The sequence below is a fragment of the Kitasatospora sp. NPDC001175 genome (assembly GCF_053598215.1).
On record NZ_JBSFJU010000090.1, the window covers coordinates 1 to 21,704 of the forward strand.

Sequence of the window (21,704 nt, forward strand, 5' to 3'; positions counted from 1 at the left end):
CTTCGGCGCTCTTGGAAATGATCTCCGAGAGCGCGGACTGAAGTATGCCGCCGATCCCGTCGTGGACGAGGCGTTCACCGCCGTCGAACACGAGCGGAAATGCGTGTATCAGTCCCCACCGGCTGTCGTCGCGCGCCAGCTCAAGCAGCCTGCGAACGCCCTGCTTTCCAAGTCCCCGTCCCTGGAACTCCGGCAGCACCATCCAGCCGATCTCGGCGATTCGCTCGCCGTCGGTGTCGTGAGGCCACAAGGTCACGATCCCCGCGACCACGTCGGGCTCGGCTTCATCGGGCACTATCATCTTGATCCAGTCCGTTCCCGCCGCTGCCCGTTGAACATCACGTTGGACCTTCGCCTTCATACCCTCGCGAGGCAACGGACCGCCCAGCTCGACCATCATCGCCGGGTCGCATCGCATCCGGACGTAGGCGTTGACATCGCTGTACTCAACGTCACGTAGCAGCACCTGTGTTGCTCCATTCCTCTTGGGCCGAGTTCGGCGTCCGGCGGTTGTGCGAGGTCCTGGGCGTCGCCCGATCCGGTTACTACGCCTGGCAGGCCGGCGCTCGGGCGCGTGCCGACCGGGCGGCGGCCGAGGCCGCGCTGGTGGGCGGGTTCCGGGAGGTCCACCAGGAGACGCGGGGTGAAGTTCAGGGGCGACACCGTGCTGATCACTGGCACCTTGACGAACGTCTGCTGCGAGTCCTCGGCGCGGGACGCGGGCACGTCGGCTACTGGGTGGTCCTGGTTCGGCCACTGGGTGGTCCTGGTCGCAGGCGCCAATGCGGTGCGGCGGGACCAGGACCGCAACGGGACGCTGCACATGGTCTACCGCTCGTTCGGGGACGTGCGGCCGACTGGCGAGGTGTTGGGGCAACCGGAGGCCGCCCGGCTGAGCGGTCCGGGTACTGGGCCCGGTCAACGGACCAGCAGGGCGGCGACCTCGTTGCCGTCGGCGTCCAGGCAGGGCCCCAGCGAATAGCCGTCCGGGTCGACGAGGCAGCCCAGCGCCGGACCGGCCGGGCCGTCCAGCAGCAGCCAGCCCTCGGCGAAGTCACCGGGCGCCACGTCGACAGCGATGTTCTCGGGGTCGACGCCGGCCTTGGCGAAGCTGTCGGCGAGGTGGGCAGCCCGGTCCCAGCGACCCTCCTCGACCGTGCGCTGCCGCAGCACGGCAAGAGCCCGGGCGGCCACCGACTGCGCGACGTCCGCCCCCTCGTAGCTGTCGCCGCCGTGCAGCACCAGCACGCCGGAGTTGGCCATCACCCCGTCACTCTCCCAGCTCGCCTCCACCGGGCGGGTGTCGCCGAACTGCACCAGGATCGCTCGCACTTCGCGCTCCTCGGCCGGGCCGTCGAGCACCAGGTACACCGGCCGCGACCCCTTGCCGGCCGGACAGCCCGCAGTCTCGCCTTCGAACACGCCCTCGAACCAGGCGACGTCGGCGGCGAAGTCCATCTCGATCCGGCGGAACGGTGCGTCATCGGGCAGCTGCTCGCCGGCGTCGAGTGCGGGGAGCGCGGCGAACAGGGCGTCAAGGGTCTTGTCAAAGTCGTCCATGGCCAGTGAGGCTAACGGGTGCCCCTGACAAGGTGTCTGCCGGGGCGATGGTGCTCAGGCGCCCACGGTGCCGTCGATGCCCTTGCGGAGGAAGTCGGCGTGGCCGTTGCGGCGGCCGTACTCCTGGAGCATGTGGGTCATCACCATGTGCGGTGAGACCCCCTCCTCCCAGCGGGGCTGGTAGCCGGGGGCCTGCCAATGTGCCGGCGGACCGGAGAAGTTGGGGCTGCCGCGAATCCCATTGGCCAGTTGGGTGGTTTTGTCCAAATGTTGAACCCAAGGCCGAGGCCAGCGGCGCGACGGCGACCTTTGGTCTTGCCGCCGGTCCGTGTCCGCCTGACCCCGGCCCGAGTCTGTCATTGACCTCAACGTAACTTTAGGTTCTACGGTGCTTTCATCAGCGATCGTCCATAAGGAGCACCGCACATGACGATCCATCAGACTTCCGATGCCGAGCTCGCCACACAGCCGGCGGCTTACTGGACCGGAGCGGCCTATGAGGCCCTTATCGCGTTCACCCGAGCCCAGCAGGCCGACCTCGGCTTCACCCAGCCCCAGTTCTGGCTGCTGCGCAACCTGTCGAAGAACGACATCTCGCCCGACGGTCACGGCATGACCGTCCCCGAACTCCAGCAAGCCATGTCCTACCTCAGGGTCGAGGACGACCTGGAAACCGAGGCGGAGGTTCTGCTGGAGCGCGGCTGGCTCAGCCGTGACGGCGAAGGGCTGCTGTGGATCGCTGAGTCGGGGGAAGCGGCTCGCCTCGACATCAAGCGGCACGCCCCGGAAATCCGCGACCGGATCCACCTGGGCATCGACGATGCCGACTACGTCACCGCCCTGAAAGTGCTCCAGCAGATGATCCGGAACACCGGCAGCACTCTGGCCTAGCAATCCACAGCTCGCCGGCAACCACACGCCACACCCGTCGGTTGCGCTCTGGGTGCCACACGCTGAGCTTGTTCCATGTCTGCGAGACGCGTGGAGCTCGGCGAGCGTCGCGAAGATGAAGAGTAAGCTCAGCGGTTGAGTTGGGTGATTCAGTCGGCTCATATGAGCCCCGGGTCTCCGGTAGAAGTCGGCACTGGATTTAGGCCGTTCGTGAAGGGAACGCACTCGTCGACGGGTGGTGTTTTCCGGCGAGTTCGGGAGCCACTGATCGGGTGACGCATTCAGGGATAGCGGGGTGTCCGGGAACGCGGAGGTGGGGCGCCGGTAGGTTGTGATTGCGTGTCCTCCGCCCCGCCTCCCTGACAGTTGCGCGGCGGGAAGAGGACCCGTCTCCTTGCTCGCTCAGATGTCGGGCGACGCTGCCGCCCGACGGCTCTGCCGGTCCTCCGCGAACTTCCCCACCGGCAAGCCCCTGGGTCGGTGCCGGCTCCCCGCGAGGCCGCGGTCCTGAGCACACGATCCGCACCGTGATTGCGATGCTCAGGTCCCGCTCAGAGGTGAGAACTTCGTCCGAAGCAGATCGGTGAAGATGCCGATGGGGTCGTCCCAACCCTTGTCCACCCAGTCGCCGTTGACGTTAGCGGTGAGCATGTGCGCTCCGTCGCGGGTGCCGTAGCTGTAGGACCATGAGCCCAGGAGCGCACCACCCATGCCCCAGACCGTTTCCCCACCGGGCAGCCTCACTGAGGAGATGCCGAGACCGTAGGTGGTATGGGGGAGCCAGCCGCGGGTCGGCAACGTGGTGAACATGTCGCGTTGCTGGTTGGGCGGCAGCACGCGGCCGCCGAGCAGGGCACTGAAGAACCGGTTGAGGTCCTGGGCGGTGGAGATCATGCCGCCGGCTGCCCAGAACATGGCCGGATCAAGCTCGGTCGCCTCGTAGACGGGGGCGTCAGAGTCGGTCTGGAACAACTTCGTGTAATGCCGGGAGTGCGGCTCACGGATCGTCGGGTCGCTGCCGTGTGGCAGGTAGGTTCCGGTCAGGCCGAGCGGGTCGGCGATCCGGTCGGTGATCTCGTCGGCGAGCGCCCGGTCGCTGGCCCGTTCGATGATCATGCCTGCGAGGACGTAGTTGGTGTTGGAGTACGCCCAGTCCGATCCCGGTGCGAAGGTGGCCGGATGCGACATGGCGATCTGCGCGATCGACTCGGGGGTGTGGATCTCGTCGCGGTTCAGGGCTTCCTGGTCATCGGTGTAGTTGAAGATCCCGCTGGTGTGGTTGAGCAGCATCTTGATGGCGACCGTGCCGCCGTCGTGGCCGTTGCCGCGGACTATGCCGGGCAGCCACCGTTCCACGGCATCGTCCAGGCTCAGCCGGCCTTCAGCCGCTAACTGCAGCATCACAGTGGCCACGAACGACTTGCTGATGCTGCCGATGCGGAACCGGTCCTGCGGTGAGCGCTTACGGCCGGTTGCGGTGTCAGCCGTTCCCGCCGTACCGGACCACCGCCGGTCGCCGTCGCGGATCTCGGCGAGGATGCCGGGAAGGCCCCCAGGAGACACGGCCTGGTCGAGTAGGCGTTGGATCCTGGCGTGGCCGTCGGCCGCTGAGGCGGGTACGGCTGCAGCTCTGGCGCCCTCGTTCCCGGTCGCTGCGGCGTGCGGTTGGCCGCCGTCGGTGTAGGCAGCACATTGGTCCATTGAACCTTCTCCTTGCTGGTGGGTAAGCCGTGTAGGCCGTGCGGCCCCTGTCCACGCCGGATCGGCGGCAATAGGCCATCTCTGGTGGTCATGCGTCTTCGCTGCTGAGCGCCTGCTGCACGCGGTTCACCAGTTGGTCCTGGTCGACGGCAGCCAGGGCCAGAGCACGTGGCACGGTGCCGACCTGGGCCTGCAAGATCCCGAGCAGCAAATGTGCTGGCCGCAGCTCCTTCTTGCGGCGGACAGAGGCGAAGCTCCGCTCCAGCGCGAGCCTGGCCGATGCGCCGATCTTGGGTTGCCCGGAAACGGGGCTCGGCCGAGGAAGGGCACACGCGGCGGGAGAGACCCCGACTGCCCGCAGGCTGTGCTCGAACTCCCAGTCCAGTGCGTCGCGGACCGCTCGGCGATCGAGCCCCGCCGTGGTCAGTATCCGGTGCGTGGTGGCCTCATTGTCAGCGGCGATCGCCAACAGGAGATGGTGGGCCTCGATCGTCGCCGATCCGTCCTCACGGGCTTCCTGTATCGCCCGCACGATGATCGCATGCAGGTACCCGTCAATTGCGGACATCGCTGCGCCTCCTCAACTCGACCCCAGCAGCGATGAGCCGCTTGGCGTGCTTCTTGTGAACGGCTTGGCGCGTCACACCGAGCGCCTCGGCGACCTGCGGCCAGCCCCAGCCCGCCCGCATGGCCTGCTCGACCGCAGCGTCCTCCAGCTGATCGGCAAGGCGCCGCAGCGCCGCGACAGCTGCCAAGGCGTCAGCAGGATCTTGCGGCACGGGGCTCTCAACGGCAGGCATGCAAGCAACTCTAGTTGACTAATCTCGCTAGTCAACCCAAGTTGCTTACTGCTGGGGCGGGGTGAGTCGCGGCGAGCACTCGCCGCCACCTGTCCGGATGTCGTCAAACGATGGCGGGCTCAAGTGATCAGCGCATCACTGCTGGTCAGTAGGGCTCCGCCGCGAGCTGCTCCACTCGGCCGTGGCGGCGGCGACTTCCGCTTCAGTGGCACCGGCGACTCGATCGCCTGGCGTACCGTCCGCCGCGACACCTTGAACCGAGCCGCCAGCTCCCGCCCCGACGGCCCCTGCTCACGATGAGCCCGCCGAATCCTCTCGAACAGCCACTCACACGACCTGTGCACCACCGGTCTCCCTGACCTGGACGGTGATCAACGGGCACAGCGTGACGGCCGAACGGCCCTCCACCCCCATTTGCTCCACACGCGGCATGTCGCACACCATCACACCGGGTGGAGCCAAACTCACCGGAAAGCCACCGGCACCCAATCCCGCCGGAACCGTGGTGCCCATCCAGCCCGAAGAAATCAACGCCGCCGAGCTCAGCTTTCACTCAGGGGCAAAGCCGCTTCTTTAGCTGGGCGTTTCGTCGGAGAACGTCGGACCGACGGGGAAGCGGATGGGACTGAGCAGGTAGGGTGCCCGGCCCGGAGCTGGCTGGTTGGCCAGCCAGGGGCCCAGCACCGTGAGCAACTGATGGGTCACCTGGGCGAGTTCGTCCGGGCTGAGCCAGAGCGTGCCCTGGCGGTAGGAGACCGCGTCCGCGATTGGGTCGGCGCCGTCGCGGTCGAGGTAGGCGTTGAACTCTGCGATCAGCACAGCCATGGCGGCGGCAAAGCCCCGGCGGTGATCGTCCGGCGACATCGCGGCGGCCGCGTCGGCGTCGACGACGGGGCGGTCCTGGCGCAGCCGGTAGTGCCGCTCGACAGCGCCGCGCACCCGTTGCTCGTCGGCCACCTCCAGGAAGCCCGCCTCGGCCAGCAGGGCGACGTGCCGGTACATGGTCACCTTCGGGACCTCGGGCATGCGCTCGCACAGCTGGGAGGTGGTCAGCACCCGGCCGCCGGAAAGCGCGTGCACCACGCGCAGACGCACCGGGTGGAGAAGCACTTCGGTGGTGTCCATGACTCAACTATTTCACAAGCGATACTATTATCGAAGTTGGAAACGTAGTCTGCGGAGGGGAACATGCGTCAGGCATCGGGGCGGGCAGTGCAGGTGAACGGTCGGTCCGTCTACGTGGAGGAGTCCGGCAACGGGTCGGACTGGGTGCTCTTCGAGGCAGGCCAGGGCCTGGGACGCACCTGCTGGGACCCTGTGCTGCCACTGCTGACGGATCGGGCGCGACTGGTCGCCTACGACCGCGCCGGCTTCGGCCGCAGTGGCCGGACGGCGGTACAACTGGGCATCGACGACATGGTCGCGGACCTGGTCGCCATGGCTGCGGCAGTTGTCCCCGGCCGGTTCGTGCTCGTTGCGCACAGCATGGGAGGGCTGGTCGCGCGCCGCGCCGTGGAGAGTCTGGGGCCGCGGCTGCGAGGGCTGTTGCTGCTCGATCCGACACTGGAGAGCGCGCCCGTCTACGACACCTTCGACCGGACCGCCAGGAAGGTCGACCGCGCAATGGGCGTGACGCAGGCACTCGTCCGCTTCCGCAGGCTGGCCCGCATGGCCAGCGGAAACATCGGCCGCGTCTTCCCGGTGGACACCTACGCGACCATGCTCGCCGAGGACTTCGTCCCGGCCGGTATCGCGCAGACGAGGAAGGAGTTCAAAGCCGTTGCCGCGGCCATCCCCCAGTTCCGCGCCGAACCGCCGGGCCTCCCGACGTGCCCGACGGTCCTGCTCTCGGCATCCCGCCCCGTCAGGGGCCGGGAACGACAACACGCCGTCATCACCGAGCACCAGCGGCGTTGGGTCGAGACGCTGCCGGACGGGCGGTTCGAGAAGGTCAACTCGGCTCACTTCATCCAGGCCGAGCAGCCGGGGATCGTCGCGGAGAGAATCACAAGCCTCCTCGACCGGCCCAGCCGGACCGGCGCCCGGTCGGCCTGACGGCACCGAGGCGCCCACACAGAGCGCCGGGCGGCGCCTCCGCGCCAGCGAGCCCGACCGCCTCTCATCCGTGGCCCCGTTCCATTGCACAGATACAGCGAGGTGAACTCGAACTATGGATGCTTCACAGCCCACTGAGGCTACGCCCGGCGACCCCGGCGCGCGCAAAGGCATTCCCACCGACTCAGCACTGCGCGCATCCGATGCCGACCGCGAGCGAGCCGTAGACGTACTGCAAGCCGCCACCGCCGACGGCCGGGTCTCCACCGGCGAACTGGAAGAGCGTCTGGAACTGGTCTACAGCGCCAAGTCCAAGGACGAACTGGCCTCCATCGTCAAGGACCTGCAGCCAGTCCCCTGGTCGAGCGGAGCACCGGCGTCGACCAAAGCCGTCGGCGTCCTCAGCAATTTCGTCCGTACGGGGCGCTGGCTGGTGGGAGACAGCCATCGCAGCACCGCGGTCATCAGCCGCGGAGTGATCGATCTCCGTGAGGCCCAGTTCACCGGCCCGGAAACGACCATTCACGTCAACACATGGCTCGGCACCGTCTACGTCGTCGTCCCCGAAGACGTCGAGGTGCGTGTCGAGGGCACCGGCATCCTGGGTGGGTTCAAGCAGGGCCGCGAAAGCGCCGACTACTCGGCAGCCCACCGGATCAACATCACCGGCGTCGCCGCCTGCGGCAACGTCCATGTCGTCCACCAGCTCCCCCCAGCCGAGGAGCGCCGCCTCCAAGAGTGCGAGTCGAGCATTTGATCTGCGCAGCCGTTCACGGCATGACTCCCCGTGTGGGTGGTGGCCCCCCTGAATGGCGGGTGCGAGTGCCCCAGCCGTGGGCGCTGCCGCCTGGTCGGACACCGGTGTCCGACCAGGCGGCAGCGCGAGAGGGCGACTCGGGGCCGCGCGGTGTGCCGGCACCGAACTAGGCGCGTGTTCCCGCCCCGAGCCGCCGCAGGTCAGCGGAGGACGTGCGGGTTGAACCCGTACACGTTGATGACCTGGATGACCTGCCAGCCGCTGTCCCACCGGTAGAACCGGTGGCCGTCGTAGCGGTACCGGTGGCCGTGGTCGTTGCTGTACCAGTAGTTGTCCTGGCGTTCCCAGGAGCGGTGGCCGTCCCAGCGGCTCGTGTGCCCGCTGCCGTAGCGGTCGAAGCGGTCGCCCTCGTGGTCGCGGACCTGGAAGGCCGCTGGGGAGACGGAGGCGGTGGTGTCGTGGTGGACGGCCTGAAGCGGTGCGGCCGAGGCGGTACCGCCAGCGAGCAGCAGCCCACCGAGCGTCGCGGCGAGCGCGGCGGCCGCGGTGGCGGCCCGGCGTCCGACGGACTTGTTCATGATCTTTCCTCCTTGATCAGCCCGGAGTCATGGGGTGACGGCTCCGGGCGGTGCCCTGCGGTGGCGGGGCAAGAACGACGCTACCGGCAATCATGTTGAAACTTGTACATCTGCACTGTGGGGTATGTCATGCCCATCGGGCCGACAGGGCGGGGAATAACGGGGGCTGAGCGTGCGAGCCACGTATGGGGTGGCGGTGGGTGTGCGATTTGGGGTGGGCCGTGTGACACGGCTGCCGCTCGAACCTTTGCGCGCCGGAGTTCATAGACCACTTTGAGAGCCGACTCGGGCACATGATTGGTGCCTGGTCTCCACCCGCAAGCGCTGCGCAGGGCACTCCTCAGGTGGCGTGCTTCCGCGAGGGCCAGCTCCCAGGCACCCAGGCGTTCGCGACGATTGACCTCTCTCGTACTCCGTTGTGGCACCCGACTTCGGACCGTCACTTCCACCTGGAACTGCTGGCCTGCGAGAACATCAGCCGCACCAATGGCTACGGGCGCGTCCCCGAAGTGCTGGAATACGTCGCCGGGCAGCCGACGGCGAGCGGTGAGGCGATCCTTCACGGCGACGTGGTGGCGCTTCCCGCACCATTGCCCGGCGGAACCATGACGTCCCTCTATGCGGGGTTGCCCGCCTACTTCGACGACGACTTCTCCTCGGTCACCATCGAGAACGGCATTGATGTCGTCGTCGTCTGGCTGATCCCCATCACGGCGGAGGAGACCGCCTTCATTCGCGATAGGGGCTGGGAGGCATTCGAAGACGCGCTCGTTCGCCAGGACCCCGATCTCCTCGATCCCGGCCGTCCCCCAGCTCGACCTGTAGAGCCCTGCTCGTGTCGGTCGGCGCTGGCAGTCAGACAGCGGCTTCCTTCTTGGGCCTGTGCCAGCGTCCGACCTCCGCCCGGGTGCTGCCAGCCCGGATTCTGCGGGAACCGGCTGGGCGGTTTCTTGATCATGCGAGGCTGCGCCCGTCGTCGCGGCCTCGGAAGCAGTCGCAGCCGACGCGCGAGGCCACACCCAGAACCTCCAGCTGCTCGACCCGCTCGATACTGAGCTTCGCCGCCGGGCGTCGTCGGTCAGAAACCCGACGCCCGGCAGCGCCCCGGCGCCGCCAGCCTCCCCCGGCAGCGCGCTGCGCGCCCAACTCGCCGACCCGCTGCGCCCAGCCGACAGCATGACCGAGCCGTCGGGCACCGTCGCCTCGGCCGCGTCCGCGCCCGGATTCACCACCCCTTGATGCCTCCACACGCCGTCTACCGCCGCACCGCGGGTGTGCACCAGGATGGGCCCCGGTCCCGTCCCCACACGAAGGAGAAGACCAGCGATGGGTGACCACTCCAAACCAGCGCCGGATCCCGGCACCGGTACCCCGCCTCCAGGGAACGCTGATGGCCAGGTTCCGCCTCCGCCTCCCTCGGATGGAAAGCACAAGAAGTGACGCCTGACCTGGGCGACCTGCGCGCGCAGCTCGACGCCGCGATGGAGCGGCGCGGCGCCTGGACCGATCGCTCGCCTTGGCTGCGCCAGGCCATGGCCGCGCTGCCCCGGGACCGGTTCGCGCCCGACGTGCTGTGGCGGTGGGACGGCACCGGCTACGTTCCGATCCACCGGGCCACCGATCCGGACGACTGGGCGCGGGAGCTGTTCGCCGACCAGGACGCGGCTGCGGTCACCCAGGTCACCGCGGGGCTGCCCTCCTCCAGCCTCTCCGCGCCTGCCGTGGTCGCCGACATGCTGGACAGCCTGCTCATCGACCCAGGGCACCGGGTGTGGGACGTGGGCACCGGGCAGGGCTGGTCGGCCGCGTTGGCCGCCTGGCGAGCTGGCCCTGGCCGAGTGGTCTCTACTGAAGTCGACGAACACCTCGCCGACTTCGCCCGCGTCCGGCTGCGGGCCGCCGGCATCCGCGCCACGGTCACCGCTGCCAATGCCACTAACGCCTATCCGCCCGGCGGCGACCAGGTCGACCGGATCCACGCCACCTACGCCGTCGAGACAGTACCGTTCGGCTGGATCGAGGCGACCAAACCCGGAGGCCGGATCGTCTATCCCTGGGGCCGGCTGGGGCACGTCGCCCTCACCATCGCCGCCGACGGGCACAGCGCCTCGGGCTGGGTGCAGGGACTGGGGATGTTCATGGCCGACCGCAGCACACCAGCGCCGCGGGCCGCGTCGGGCTGGAGCGGGTACACGGCAGTGCGCGGCCCCGCCGAGCCCCAGACCGAGTGCACCGTGGCACGCGACCTCCTACCCCTGAACGAGAACTGGGATTTGAAGTTCGGCCTGCGGGTCGCCGTCCCACACGCGCAGGTCACCACCAGCACCGGCGAAAACGGCACCTCCGCGTGGATCCACGACAGCCACTCCTGGGCCGCACTGGTCGCCCAGCAAGACGGCACAGCGCTGCTCCACCAGGGCGGACCTCGGCGCCTCGGCGACCAAGTGCTGGCCGCCTGGGACCAGTGGAACGAACTCGGCCAGCCCTCGCGCTACGACTATGGCATCACCGTCACCCAGTCCGAACAATGGGCCTGGCTGAACGACTCCGAGGCCGGGCCCCGCTGGAGGATCACCCCACTGCTCACGGCACCCGCCAGCCAATGACCAACGCACGCCGCTTGGAAGGGCGGGGGCAGGTCATCGTCCTGCGGCGGGTGGGGCGCAGCGCCAGTCACGGCGTGTCGTTCGTGACCGTGGTTCCGGGCAGCCCGTTTTGGCGTCGGCGGGTGAGCAGCGGTCGGCCGGTCAACGGCCCGTTCAGGAGAGGCGAGCAAGTTCCGCACCGCGTGCTCAGCCTGCCAGCGAGCCGCGGCGGCGTCCGGGGCCCGGCCGGCCGTCACGGGAAGGCATGAGCTTGCTCCGTTTTGACCGACACTGTTGGTGTGGTGGTCAGGCCGCCAGCACGGTCTCGTACTCTGCGGGACTGCGGTAGTCGAGGCTGCTGTGCAGCCTGCGCATGTGTACCAGGCTTCGATCCACTCGAAGATCGCGGTCCGCGCTGTGGCCCGGCTGGGCCAGGGGCGGCGGTCGCCGAGCAACTCCCGTTTGAGGGTGGCGAAGAAGGACTCGACGAGTGCGTTGTCCCAGCACTGGCCGGTCCGGCCGATCGACAGCCGAATACGCAACTCGCTTGCGAGATCGGCGAATTCACGGCTTGTGTACTGGCAGCCGCGATCCGAGTGAAACACCACCAGCCGGGTCGGGCGGCGGGTGCGGCGGGCGGCCCGCACGTCAGGTTCCTGCAGACCACCACCGCCGAGGCCGACGTGTCGGCGTCGTGCCCGCCGGGTCGACGCCCTCTTGGCCCGGCCCTTGCGGCGGCGGGGCCTGGCCAGCGTTGTGCCGGGCCAGGGTCGGCCTGCTGCGCCCGGTCTGGCATCGGGCCTGGTGCCGGCCGCCGGCTCCTTGGGAGACCCTTGCTATGCCCCGGAGCGCCTTCCTGGCGAGGTGTTGACCCTCAGACCGGGGCGGTTGCCGGGTGGGAACTCTCACGTAGGCCCGGCCGCTGATCCGCACGGCCGCCGCCCCAGCTGGAGACCAGAAGGGGACGGTCCTCCACCCGAACGTCGTCGAGACCGGGCGGGCGATCCTCATGCGCCTGCCTGGGTCTGCCTTCCTCGTCGTCTCCTGCCTCGCCGAGCACGGCACCCTGCTCTGAGCGGTGGCCGGGCGCCGCGGATTGTCAGTGCCGGTCGGCAGGATGGGGGTGACCCAGCAGCCCGCACCGAGGAGCACCGTGACCGCCGCCACCGAGCCGACCTACCGCCCCGTTTTCCAAGCCCTCTGGTGCGCTACCGACCTCGGTCCGCACCGCCCGTGTGGCGGCACGTACGAGTGGTATGAACCCGACGCGCTGCCGCCGCTGGACCCGGCTCGTTTCGATGGCGGGTTCGGGTGGCTCGGCGGCACGGGCCCGGTGGTGCCGGAGCTCGCCGGGCACCTCGACGCCGTTGCCGCCGAGCTGGCGGGCGCCGGGATGGTGCTGCCCGCCGACTTCACCGCTTTCCAGGCCGGCGCCGACAGCCACCGGGCGCTGGACGCGGTGTCGGCCACGGCCTGCTGGACGGACGTCTCGTCGCCGATACCGAGCCCGGTGGAGCCCGGCGCCTTCCTGGTCCGCTTCCTGCGCGACCAACAGGACTGCGTGCACTGGTACCTCTACCTCCGCCCCACCGGCGAGGCCTTCGTGGTGGCCTCCCCGCTGGACCTCGCGCACGCGCCCGAGTGGGACGAACCGGACGGGCCGGTGGACTGGTTCGGGGCCATCGCCCGGTGCGCCTCCTCGTTCGAGGAGTTCGCGTACCGCTTCTGGGTGGAGAACCGCCTGTGGTGCGCGCTGCACGGCTACGGCGAGGAGAGCATGGACGACGAGCTCTCGGGGTACCTCGCGCACTACGAGCGGGCCTGACCCCGACGGCGACGAGCTCGACGGCCAGGAGCACGGCCTGACCGCCGTCATCGCCAAGTCGGATGCGATGCCGGTCGGCCAGCGGGTCGGCCTGAGCATCTCCCAGGGGCACGGCCAGGCCAAGGACCTCCTCGGCTTCTCCTGGGGCGTCGTCAACCTCGATGTGGCCGCCAACGGGAAGCCCGTGCAGCCGGTGGTGGGCACCTGTATGGCGCCGGTGCCCTTCGCACTGGTCGTCGACGGCGGCTACACCGTTTACCCGGGTGACCTGGGGGTGAGGTGAGGGATCTTACTCCACCTCGCCGGCCACCCCCTGACCTAAAGCTGAGTCGCTGCCTTGGCGATCTACGCTGTCACCGTTGCCAAGTACGTTCAACGGCCCGGCGTCCTGGGGGAAGCCTCGAAGTGTTCCCAGGTTCCCGGATCGCTCCGGCCGCCTGCAGAGGGGACAGTGCGATGGATGCTGACATCCGGACCAGGGCCGCGATCGAGGAACACTGGCGGGCATCGGAAGGTGGGGATACCGAAGCCGAGCACGCCATCTACGCCGCGGACGCGATCCTCGACTACCCCCAGTCAGGTGAACGATTCCGGGGCCGCGCGACGATTTCGGCGCAACGTGGCGGACACCCTGCCAGGCGGCACTTCACTGTCCACCGGATCGCTGGCAGCGGGGATCTGTGGGTGAGCGAGTGCGTCATCACGTACGACGGGGTGCCCACCTACTCAGTGAGCATCATGGAATTTGCCCACGGGCATGTGGTGCACGAGACGCAGTACTTCGCGGACGCCTTCGGTGCGCCTGAATGGCGGACAGCACTCGCGGAGCCGATGCCGGGCAGGAATATCGCCAAGGCCTGACCCGGGGCTGGCTTCGATCGTTCATGAGGCTGTGACAGCTTGCCGACGCGGGCTCTGGGCTTTTGCGGATGGGTGTGTTTTGTCTTGTGGGTGTGGCGCGGTCCGAGTGTCGACTCGGGGGCGCACGGCCGCCTCCAGCTCCTGGCCGACCAGCGGCTATGGGGGTCTCTGCGTGGGTGGTCTTGAGGTACTGCCCGCGCTTTGGCAGCGCCGGCGTCGCCGGGTTTCTAGGTTGTGGGGGTTGCGGTGCGGTAGAACTCGGCTGCGGTGAAGGTGGCGGGGACGCCGAGTTCATCGGCGACCGCGGTGATCGCGCTGTTGCCGACGGTGAGGTCGGCTTGGCCGTCGGTGGTGACGTACGGTGCGATGAACCTCTCGTAGTGGGCTCGGACTTCATCCTCGGTCTGTCCGCCGAGGAACGTCCGCATGTGCCGCACCGTGGTGTCGGGGTCGTTGTGGATCACCTGCAGGGCGCGCCGGTGGGCTCGTACGACGGCCTGGCCCGCGGGGTCGTCCGGGGAGATGTAGGTGGGGTCGACGGCCACACCCACGGTGGGGATCTGGAAGTAGTCGCCGACCCAGGCCAGCACCTGCCAGCCGTGCTCGGCGGCGACCGCCTCAGGTGCCATGGTGCTGCCGATGTAGGCGGCGTCGATGCTGCCGTTGTGCAGGTGGCGCAGGTCCATGCCGTAGTCGCCGGGATAGCGGACAACGGTGCGGACGTCGTGGTCCGGGTCGAGGCCGGCCTGGCGCAGCACGATCCGGGCGAAGCACCCGGGTGGGGTGTGGGGGGCGTGGACCGCGAGCCGTTGGCCGGCCAGGTCGGCCAGGGAGGTCAGGCCGGGGCGGGCGAGGAACCAGAACAGCGGGTGGTGGGTGTTGACCTCGAGTGCGACCCACGGAGTGCCGTCGGTCAGCCGGGACAGCAGTGCCCTGCCGAGCCCGATGGTGGCGCAGCGGCGCAGGCGCTCAACGTCCCAGGAGCAGCCGTCGCGCAGCGCGACGTGGACATCCTCGTCGGCGTAGAAGTCCTCCTGGTCGGCGATGTAGGCGGCCAGTTCCTCGTGCAGGCCCCGCCCGACATAGGCGAGATCGATCGTGTACATGAAGCTCTTCCTTGATCGTGTCATCGCCGCTCCGTCCCGCGCGGGCGCGGCACGGCGCGGCGTATGGTGCCGAGGTGACGGTGCGGCGGATACCGGTCGGGCTGTCAGTCCATCGACATTCCGCCGTTGACCGCGGCCGTGGTGCCGGTCATGAAGGTGTTGTCCTCGCCGGCGTAGAAGGCGACCGCTTGGGCGACATCGGCCGGGCGTGCCAAGCGGCCCACGGGGGTGAGGGCCACCTGCCGCTGCTTGATCCTCTCGTCGAGAGCGGACCCCATGCGGGTGTCCTCCACCGGGCCGGCTGCGACGATGTTGACCGTGATGCCCTGCGGGCCCAGTTCCTGGGCGAGGTAGCGGGCGAACTGCTCCAGGGCGGCCTTGGCCGCGCCCAGTGCGATCATGCCCTGGCGGGGCCGGTGGCTGAGGCCGGTGCTGATGTAGATGATGCGTCCCCAGCCCTCTTCGCTCATGGCGGGCAAGACGGCCTTGGTAACCGCGAACGCCGCATGCATCTCGGCGTCGATCTTGCCGCCCAGTTCTTCCCACGTCATGTCCTGGAACGACTTGACCGCATACGGGATGAGCGCGTTGTGCACGAGCACGTCGATGCCGCCCCAGGTCGCCTGGACCTGCTCGACCATGCTCTCGATCGCCGCCGGCTCGCGCACGTCGGCCTGCACGGCCATGGCCTGGCCGCCTGCCGCCTCGATGTCGGCCACGACCTCCTCGGCCGCCTTGGTGTTGCGGAGGTAGTTGACCACCACGCGCATCCCTCGCGCGGCCAGAAGGCGCGCGGTGGCCGCGCCGATTCCGCTGCTGGCCCCTGTCACCAATGCGACTCTGCCGGTAGCCCCGGTCACGGGCCCACCTCCTGTTCGTCGTCGCGGGCCATCGGAATGACCGCCCGGAGTCCTTCGCCGTCGGTGCCGGGGTCTGCGGAGCGGAAATGGCAACGCGAGTACGGCGCGGGCTTCGGGCCGTGAAGGCGGCCCGGGGAGCCAGGCGTCCGCGCGCCCTGCTGCCGGTTATCCGCCGTCCATGACCCGGATGATGGTCTTGCCACGGGCGTGGCGGCCGGGGGCGAACGCGGCGGGTGCCTCGGTCAGCGCCTTGACCTCGCCGACGATCGGCTTGAGCCGTCCGTCCCTGAGTCGCTGGACCAGGTCCGCGAGCCGGGCACGGTCGGGCTCGACGACGAAGAAGATGGCCCGGCCGTCCCGCGGACGGACCTCGGGCGGCGAGGCGATGGTGACCAGCGTGCCGCCGGCCCGCACCAGCGGGGCCGAGCGCTCCTGGACCTCGCCGCCGATCACGTCGAGGACCAGGTCGACCTCCCCGACGCCGTCCAGCCGATCGGCCTGCAGATCCACGAAGGCATTCACGCCCAGCCCGACAGCGGTGTCCCGGTCGCTGGCCCGGCCCGTGCCGATCACCCGCGCCCCCGCCTCACGCGCGAGCTGCACCGCGATCGACCCCACGCCGCCCGCGACCCCGTGGACCAGGACGGTCTGCCCCGCGGTAAGCCGGCCGTGGTCGAACAGGGCCTGCCAGGCGGTCAGCCCCGAGATCGGCAGTGCGGCGGCGGCCGTGTGGTCGACGTCCGCCGGAAGCGGGGCCAGATTGCGAGCCTCCACCGCGGTGTACTCGGCCAGCGAGCCGTCCCGGGTCCAGTCGGCCAGCCCGAACACCCGCTGGCCCACCGAGAGACCGGTGGTGCCGTACCCGAGTTCGGCAACGACGCCCGACAGCTCGTGTCCAGGCACGCTCGGCGTCCGGTCGCGCCCGGCGCGATCCGTCCACGTTCCCGGCCAGGCGAGTTCCCCCGGGGTGAACCCAGCGGCATGCACGCGCACGATGACGTCGTTCTCGGCGAGGTGGGGGTAGGGCACCTCCGTCAGCGACATTCCCTCGACACCGGCGGCGCGGTCTCGAACGGCGACGGCCTGCATGCCAGGTCCTCTCTCCAGTGGTGAGCCCCCTTCGAGCAGTCGGGAACAGGCTGCCACGAACTCCCGCAGCCCGCCTGCTGCCGCTTCTGACGGACTGCCGTCTGTGACGCCCGATCAGGCCACGTTTGGTGCTGGACGTCACAACTGCCCGAGCTGCCACGCACCCGCCAGCAGTGCCTGCCGCACTCGGGGCGTCCTGCAGCGCTCGGAGGAGGAGTAGCAAGCATGATCAATGTCGGCGCCAGCCACGCTTCCGTGTCGGGTCCGCGCAGCTGTCACCGCCGACGAGAGAGCGGAGTACCGCCGTGGCCGCGCACCCCATACCCCGCCCACCGGCTACGGCTGCGGCCGCACCCGGGCGGCGTCGGCGGGTGCGAGGTGCACGGTGACCGCCGCCGTCGAGGCCCCGACGCGGCTTCCGGTCGCCGACTGGAGGACCTCGAGCGCACCCTCGCCTGGTGGCACACGGCGGGCGAGCCCGGGGTCGAGCGCCGCCAAGCCCTGGACGAGCTCCTGCACGCTGCTGGCGTCTTGACCATCCGCCGCCGCGAGCTCGCCGAGCGGCTGCTGGCCGCCCACCCCGCCCAGGCCGCCCGTACCTGGCGATACCTCCCCGGAGCCCGTCGTTTCACCCCGAGGGGGGAACAGATGCCGGGCCGGATACCGATCCGACCGCTGGGCTGGCCGTACTGCCCCCGCCCCGTTATGCCGAGGCCGACGCTGGACCGGCCACCGCTGCGCCCCGAGGAGAAACGACCCCGCCTGCAGCCGCCGTTCCGGCCGCCGACCAGGTCCGCCCGGAACCCGTTGTTCCTCGGGGAGAAGCGGCGCCCGCCGCCACGGCCGACGCCGCCGATTCTGCTTCCCCTCGGGGGACACCCCCCCACCCCGACCGGCGACGGTGCCAGGCTGCGCGAGTTGGTCGACCTCCATCTGGCTCAGCAGACTGCGCCCGGCCCCGATCCGACGGCCGCGCCCAAGACTCCCAAGCCGTCGGTCACCGAGGACACCGCCCCCGCCGACCCCCGGCTGCGCGGCCTGCCGGACACGGACGTCTGCATCGGTCTGGACTATCGGGTGTTCGGTGACTACTGGTCGCTAGCCGGTTGGACCGTCAACCCGGACGTCTACCTGGTGCTCGGTGAGGGGCACCAGGTCGGCTGGGCCGAGCGCGGCCTGCCCGGCATCGGCGACCGGGCGTGACCCGTTCTGTCGTACGACGAGTCAGGACCTGCGTTCGCCTCCGCCGAGGAGAATCCGTGACGGCCGGTTGTCGTGACTTCCCGCTTTTAAGGGAATCCAGTCATTGTGAAACATTGTTAGCATCATCGGATTGACGTTGCGCAAGGCGAAGGTGGTGGGCTCATTTGCGCAGGCGATACGCATCGATAGGGCGGGCGGGAAACTCTGCGCGCTCCGCCCAATGAGTGAATCGCCTTGCCGCTCCCTTGTAGTATCGACCACTCGGATGGGTTACTGATTGTGCAAGAAACGATCGAGCGTGTCGGCCTTCGAGGTCGAGAACTGTCGACAGTGCCGACCCAATACTGATCTCCGGCCATGAATGCACCGTCAGGTGCGAGCCGGTGAACAGTTGATGTCCATCGGGTGGGGCATTCTCCGATGGCTTCGCGGCGGTTGCGCTCATCTGCCGCATACCGACGTTCACAGCGGGCACCGGCTTGGGGCGAGCCGGTGGGGTTGTCGGACGTTACGAACTGCGGTCACCGAGCCGGACCGGACGTCATTCGGGTCGTATGCGCCCGCAGGTGCCGGACCTTCAAGGTCGACGGTCCAAGGCTCTTTCCCACCCCGCGGGCCGGCATTCGGTCCTGCACGACCCATTACATGCCCACCCGGGTGTCGTGGTGCACCCACACCAACGCGCAAAGGCCTCGCTTCTTCTCGCTGCAGCCGAATGCTCATCGCCCTCGGTTGTCCGGATGCAAACTGGCCGGCGATCAGAGCGTGGTATCACGCTGCGCCGGCATCGGAGAGGCTGTGCCGTTTTCTTCCACATCACACGGAGATCAGCGAAAGGACGCATCATGGCAAGCATCACCTCGTTCAGCACCGGCAACCCCGGTTCGGCCGGTCAGACCCTGACGATCAACGGCAGCGGCCTGTCGAGCGCCAGCAAGGTGAACTTCGGCAACAAGTCGGTCACCGCCACCGTCGTCTCCAGCACCCAGATCACCTGCGTCATCCCGTCGCTGTGCGTCGGGCAGTACAACGTCAACGTGACGGCCGGTACGGCGACCACCAACTCCCTGCCCTTCTTCTACGCCGCCACCCCGGTCGTCTCGGTGGTGAACCCCGACACCGGACCAAGCGCCCCCGGCGCCATCACCCTCAACGGCAGCGGCTTCCTCAACGCCGCCGCCGTCACCTTCGGCACCATCGGCGCGGGCACCGGGCTGGCCGTCGTCAACGACACTCAGATCACCATCACCCCTCCTCCGCACGGCACCTTCACCGGCGCGCTGGACACCGTCGACGTCACCGTCACCGGCCCCGGCGGCACCAGTGCCGCGAGTGTCAACGACGAGTTCACCTACTACGCCGCCCCCACCGTCACCGGCATCAGCCCGGCCAGCGGAGCGGCCGGCACCAGCGTTACCGTCACGGGCACCAACCTCGCCAGCGTCAGCAACGTGACCTTCACCCTGACCACCGGAGGCACCCCGATCTCGGCCAGCAGCATCAACCCCGTCTCCGAAACCCAGGTGATTGTCACCGTCCCCTCCGGCCTGACCGCGGGCTTGACCTACGACACCCAGGTCGTGACCCCCGGCGGTACCAGCGCGACCAGCGCGGCCGACGTGTTCACCGCCGCCTGACCCTCCACCACACTCGGGGGCTCTGCGCCAACAGGCCGCCCCCGGGGGGCACACGCACCGCGCTGTGTCCGGGTGCCGCACAGCACCCGGACACAGCGCGCTCGGCCCGTAACGTGGAAAGGATTACGTCATGGCGCCGATCATCATCAGCATCAGCCCCAACCAGGGCCCGGCTGCAGGGGGTACGGCCTGCACGCTCACCGGCAGCGGCTTCACGGGCACAACGTCGGTGAAGTTTGGGACCGCGCCGGCTCAGTTCACCCCGGTCAGCGACACCAAGATCAGCTGCACCGCCCCCGCGGGATCGGGCTCGGTCGGCGTCACCGCCACCACCCCGGGCGGCACCAGCAACAGTGTCACCTACACCTATCTCCCCGCCCCGGCCATCAGCTCGATCACGCCGAGTCAGGGCCCCACAGCCGGCGGCAACACCGTCACCATCGCCGGCACGAACCTCTCCGGCGCCACCGCCGCGATGTTTGGCAGCCGCAGCGCCACCATCACCGGCAACACCGGTACCCAGATCACCGTCACGGCCCCCGCCGGGGCGGCTGCACCGGTCACCGTCTCGGTCACCACGTCCGGCGGCACCGCCACCGGATCGTCGTACTACTACATCCCCCTGCCGACCGTCACCAGTGTCTACCCCACACTGGGCCCCACCGCCGGCGGCAACATCATCACCATCACCGGGACCGGCCTCACCCTCACCAGCGCCGTGAACTTCGGCTCCAGCGCGGCTACCGGCGTCGCCGTCCTCTCCGACGGCCAGGTCACCGCCCAGGCGCCCGCAGGGTCTGCAACCGTCACCGTCACCGCCACCACCCCGGGCGGCACCAGCCTCCCCGGAGTCGGGAACCCCTTCTACACCTACGTGGCACTCCCGGTCATCACTATCCTCAGCCCCAGCCAGGGACCGGCCGCCGGCGGGACCAGCATCACGATCACCGGCAGCAACCTGACCTTCGCTGACAGCGTCACCATCGGTGCGACGCCGGCCGCCTTCGTCACCGTCTCCGACACCAAGGTCGTGGCCACCGCCCCGGTCGGCACACTAGGGACCGCCACCGTCCTCGTCCACACCCCCGGCGGCACCAGCAACGCCGCCGACTACCAGTACACACCGTGACCCCACACCGGCGCCGTCGGCTGCGATACGGGACGCCGCCGGATACGCCCCGTTCCTGCCCGCCTCCACGCTCCTGACCGAGATCGCCGAACTCGATTATCAGGGCATTTGTTCCACCTGTGCCCAGATGCTGCGTCGTCACGGTGCGGCGCTTCGGCCGAAGCGGCCCGCTACATGTTCGCGAACTTCTCGCGCGGGAACAGCACCTCCCGATGTTCGGCCAGGAACGCGAACACACTCCCCGTCGGGATCAGCTACCGGCAGGTCTCTCACACGTCCGGCCCGACCAGCTCCCCAACCCATTCCCCTGTACACGCAGGAGTCTGGCCTCACACCGCTCGGAGCGAGGCCAGAACCTGAAAGACTTTCAGTGGGCCCCTAGGTGAACGCCGACCGGAAGGCGCTGAGCCGACGCCGGGCGGTTGCCGAGAACGCGACCGCAGCCCGTCTGGCCATACAGGAGGGCGGCAGCTGATGGCGCATCCGAGGAATCCGTACGCGGTTCACGGCGCGCATACCGCGTAGGGGGTGACGGTGGTGTAGTTGGTGCTCTTGTTGTCGACGAGCACTTGCCAGGTGTTGCCGACCGGCCGGCTGGTGACCTCGCCAGGTGGGACGGCGCCGCCGCTCTGCTGGTATCCGCCACCGGTGATCACGTGGCCGGTCGGGCAGCTGGCAGTGGCTACCGCCGGGACCCGGGCCGTGACCACCCCGATGGGGCCGGTGCCGACGGTGACGCTGGTGGTGACAGTGTCCGTGGTGGTGTTGATCACCGACACGTCGTTCGAGCTGAAGTTGGTGATGTAGGCGGTGGTGCCACCCGGGCTGACCGCCACTCCGTTGGGGTTGGTGCCGACGGTGATGGTGGCAGTGACGGTGTTGGTGGTGGTGTTGATCACCGACACGTTGTTCGAGCCCTCGTTGGTGACGTAGGCGGTGGTGCCGTCCGGGCTGACGGCCACCGCGAACGGGTTGGTGCCGACGGTGATGGTGGCAGTGACGGTGTTGGTGGTGGTGTTGATCACCGACACGTTGTTCGAGCCCTCGTTGGTGACGTAGGCGGTGGT

The 21,704-nt window shown here is 69.0% G+C and carries 23 protein-coding genes and 2 pseudogenes; 11 read left to right on the plus strand and 14 right to left on the minus strand.

The window, feature by feature from the left end; all coding sequences use genetic code 11:
- From ACWDAK_RS36275 to ACWDAK_RS36285, 3 genes and pseudogenes are all read right to left on the minus strand, one after another.
- A partial coding sequence (locus tag ACWDAK_RS36275; protein WP_427396219.1) for a GNAT family N-acetyltransferase occupies window positions 1-466 on the minus strand: 466 nt, incomplete at its 3' end.
- 452 nt (window positions 467-918) lie between these two features.
- Window positions 919-1,560, minus strand: coding sequence for a hypothetical protein (locus ACWDAK_RS36280; protein ID WP_427396218.1), 642 nt, complete (start codon window positions 1,558-1,560; stop codon window positions 919-921).
- Window positions 1,561-1,614: 54 nt separating this feature from the next.
- Window positions 1,615-1,746, minus strand: a pseudogene (locus tag ACWDAK_RS36285) (mycothiol transferase); the annotation flags it as partial.
- Window positions 1,747-1,986: 240 nt separating this feature from the next.
- Between ACWDAK_RS36285 and ACWDAK_RS36290 the strand changes: the two are divergent.
- The gene (locus tag ACWDAK_RS36290; protein ID WP_344641162.1) at window positions 1,987-2,451 is read left to right on the plus strand and encodes a MarR family transcriptional regulator; all 465 of its coding nucleotides are present in this window, start codon (window positions 1,987-1,989) and stop codon (window positions 2,449-2,451) included.
- Between the two features lie 540 nt (window positions 2,452-2,991).
- On the opposite strand, the gene ACWDAK_RS36295 is transcribed toward ACWDAK_RS36290, so the two are convergent.
- From ACWDAK_RS36295 to ACWDAK_RS36315, 5 genes are all read right to left on the minus strand, one after another.
- Window positions 2,992-4,152, minus strand: coding sequence for a serine hydrolase domain-containing protein (locus ACWDAK_RS36295; protein ID WP_344641513.1), 1,161 nt, complete (start codon window positions 4,150-4,152; stop codon window positions 2,992-2,994).
- Window positions 4,153-4,240: 88 nt separating this feature from the next.
- Window positions 4,241-4,720 carry a Clp protease N-terminal domain-containing protein gene (locus ACWDAK_RS36300; protein ID WP_344641512.1) on the minus strand — a complete coding sequence of 160 codons (480 nt, stop codon included), beginning with the start codon at window positions 4,718-4,720 and terminating at the stop codon, window positions 4,241-4,243.
- The gene (locus tag ACWDAK_RS36305) at window positions 4,707-4,952 is read right to left on the minus strand and encodes a hypothetical protein (RefSeq protein WP_344641511.1); all 246 of its coding nucleotides are present in this window, start codon (window positions 4,950-4,952) and stop codon (window positions 4,707-4,709) included. The genes ACWDAK_RS36300 and ACWDAK_RS36305 overlap by 14 nt, the downstream gene beginning before the upstream one ends.
- Window positions 4,953-5,071: 119 nt before the next feature.
- On the minus strand, window positions 5,072-5,299 hold the full coding sequence (locus ACWDAK_RS36310) for an HTH domain-containing protein (protein WP_449806541.1): 228 nt from the start codon (window positions 5,297-5,299) through the stop codon (window positions 5,072-5,074).
- A 226-nt stretch (window positions 5,300-5,525) separates the two neighbouring features.
- Window positions 5,526-6,077 (minus strand): helix-turn-helix domain-containing protein, encoded by a 552-nt coding sequence (locus ACWDAK_RS36315; RefSeq protein WP_344641510.1) that lies wholly within the window; start codon window positions 6,075-6,077, stop codon window positions 5,526-5,528.
- A gap of 63 nt (window positions 6,078-6,140) precedes the next feature.
- On the opposite strand from ACWDAK_RS36315, the gene ACWDAK_RS36320 reads away from it, so the two are divergent.
- On the plus strand, window positions 6,141-7,007 hold the full coding sequence (locus ACWDAK_RS36320) for an alpha/beta fold hydrolase (protein ID WP_427396217.1): 867 nt from the start codon (window positions 6,141-6,143) through the stop codon (window positions 7,005-7,007).
- A gap of 115 nt (window positions 7,008-7,122) precedes the next feature.
- Entirely contained in the window at window positions 7,123-7,764 is a 642-nt protein-coding gene (locus ACWDAK_RS36325) for a DUF1707 SHOCT-like domain-containing protein (RefSeq protein WP_427396216.1), read from the plus strand.
- 200 nt (window positions 7,765-7,964) lie between these two features.
- Here the strand turns inward: ACWDAK_RS36325 and ACWDAK_RS36330 are convergent, their stop codons facing one another.
- Window positions 7,965-8,342 carry a hypothetical protein gene (locus ACWDAK_RS36330; protein ID WP_344641507.1) on the minus strand — a complete coding sequence of 126 codons (378 nt, stop codon included), beginning with the start codon at window positions 8,340-8,342 and terminating at the stop codon, window positions 7,965-7,967.
- Between the two features lie 293 nt (window positions 8,343-8,635).
- Between ACWDAK_RS36330 and ACWDAK_RS36335 the strand changes: the two genes are divergently transcribed.
- Together ACWDAK_RS36335 and ACWDAK_RS36340 are read left to right on the plus strand one after the other, a co-directional pair.
- A complete protein-coding gene (locus tag ACWDAK_RS36335) occupies window positions 8,636-9,397 on the plus strand; it encodes a suppressor of fused domain protein (RefSeq protein WP_427396060.1) in 762 nt (253 codons plus the stop codon).
- A gap of 381 nt (window positions 9,398-9,778) precedes the next feature.
- On the plus strand, window positions 9,779-10,948 hold the full coding sequence (locus ACWDAK_RS36340; protein WP_427396061.1) for a methyltransferase domain-containing protein: 1,170 nt from the start codon (window positions 9,779-9,781) through the stop codon (window positions 10,946-10,948).
- Window positions 10,949-11,373: 425 nt separating this feature from the next.
- On the opposite strand, the pseudogene ACWDAK_RS36345 reads toward ACWDAK_RS36340, so the two are convergent.
- Window positions 11,374-11,574, minus strand: a pseudogene (locus tag ACWDAK_RS36345) (integrase core domain-containing protein); the annotation flags it as partial.
- A gap of 506 nt (window positions 11,575-12,080) precedes the next feature.
- Here ACWDAK_RS36345 and ACWDAK_RS36350 point away from each other — a divergent pair.
- From ACWDAK_RS36350 to ACWDAK_RS36360, 3 genes are all read left to right on the plus strand, one after another.
- Window positions 12,081-12,752, plus strand: coding sequence for a hypothetical protein (locus tag ACWDAK_RS36350; RefSeq protein ID WP_344640662.1), 672 nt, complete (start codon window positions 12,081-12,083; stop codon window positions 12,750-12,752).
- A gap of 67 nt (window positions 12,753-12,819) precedes the next feature.
- The gene (locus ACWDAK_RS36355; RefSeq protein WP_344640661.1) at window positions 12,820-13,035 is read left to right on the plus strand and encodes a hypothetical protein; all 216 of its coding nucleotides are present in this window, start codon (window positions 12,820-12,822) and stop codon (window positions 13,033-13,035) included.
- Window positions 13,036-13,208: 173 nt separating this feature from the next.
- A complete protein-coding gene (locus tag ACWDAK_RS36360) occupies window positions 13,209-13,613 on the plus strand; it encodes a nuclear transport factor 2 family protein (protein ID WP_344640660.1) in 405 nt (134 codons plus the stop codon).
- Window positions 13,614-13,840: 227 nt separating this feature from the next.
- Here ACWDAK_RS36360 and ACWDAK_RS36365 read toward each other — a convergent pair whose 3' ends face one another.
- The 3 genes from ACWDAK_RS36365 to ACWDAK_RS36375 all read right to left on the minus strand — a co-directional run bounded on the left by ACWDAK_RS36365 (window position 13,841) and on the right by ACWDAK_RS36375 (window position 16,668).
- Window positions 13,841-14,719 (minus strand): ABC transporter substrate-binding protein, encoded by an 879-nt coding sequence (locus ACWDAK_RS36365; protein WP_344640659.1) that lies wholly within the window; start codon window positions 14,717-14,719, stop codon window positions 13,841-13,843.
- Between the two features lie 104 nt (window positions 14,720-14,823).
- The gene (locus ACWDAK_RS36370) at window positions 14,824-15,579 is read right to left on the minus strand and encodes an SDR family NAD(P)-dependent oxidoreductase (protein ID WP_344640658.1); all 756 of its coding nucleotides are present in this window, start codon (window positions 15,577-15,579) and stop codon (window positions 14,824-14,826) included.
- A 165-nt stretch (window positions 15,580-15,744) separates the two neighbouring features.
- Complete coding sequence (locus tag ACWDAK_RS36375; RefSeq protein ID WP_344640657.1) at window positions 15,745-16,668, minus strand: NADP-dependent oxidoreductase; 924 nt, start codon at window positions 16,666-16,668, stop codon at window positions 15,745-15,747.
- Between the two features lie 225 nt (window positions 16,669-16,893).
- On the opposite strand from ACWDAK_RS36375, the gene ACWDAK_RS36380 reads away from it, so the two are divergent.
- The 3 genes from ACWDAK_RS36380 to ACWDAK_RS36390 all read left to right on the plus strand — a co-directional run bounded on the left by ACWDAK_RS36380 (window position 16,894) and on the right by ACWDAK_RS36390 (window position 20,637).
- A complete protein-coding gene (locus tag ACWDAK_RS36380; RefSeq protein ID WP_344640656.1) occupies window positions 16,894-17,871 on the plus strand; it encodes a hypothetical protein in 978 nt (325 codons plus the stop codon).
- Between the two features lie 845 nt (window positions 17,872-18,716).
- A complete protein-coding gene (locus ACWDAK_RS36385) occupies window positions 18,717-19,508 on the plus strand; it encodes an IPT/TIG domain-containing protein (RefSeq protein WP_344640655.1) in 792 nt (263 codons plus the stop codon).
- A gap of 130 nt (window positions 19,509-19,638) precedes the next feature.
- Window positions 19,639-20,637 carry an IPT/TIG domain-containing protein gene (locus ACWDAK_RS36390; RefSeq protein WP_344640654.1) on the plus strand — a complete coding sequence of 333 codons (999 nt, stop codon included), beginning with the start codon at window positions 19,639-19,641 and terminating at the stop codon, window positions 20,635-20,637.
- Between the two features lie 503 nt (window positions 20,638-21,140).
- On the opposite strand, the gene ACWDAK_RS36395 is transcribed toward ACWDAK_RS36390, so the two are convergent.
- The coding region (locus ACWDAK_RS36395) for a YncE family protein (protein ID WP_449806542.1) at window positions 21,141-21,704 on the minus strand (564 nt) is incomplete at its 5' end.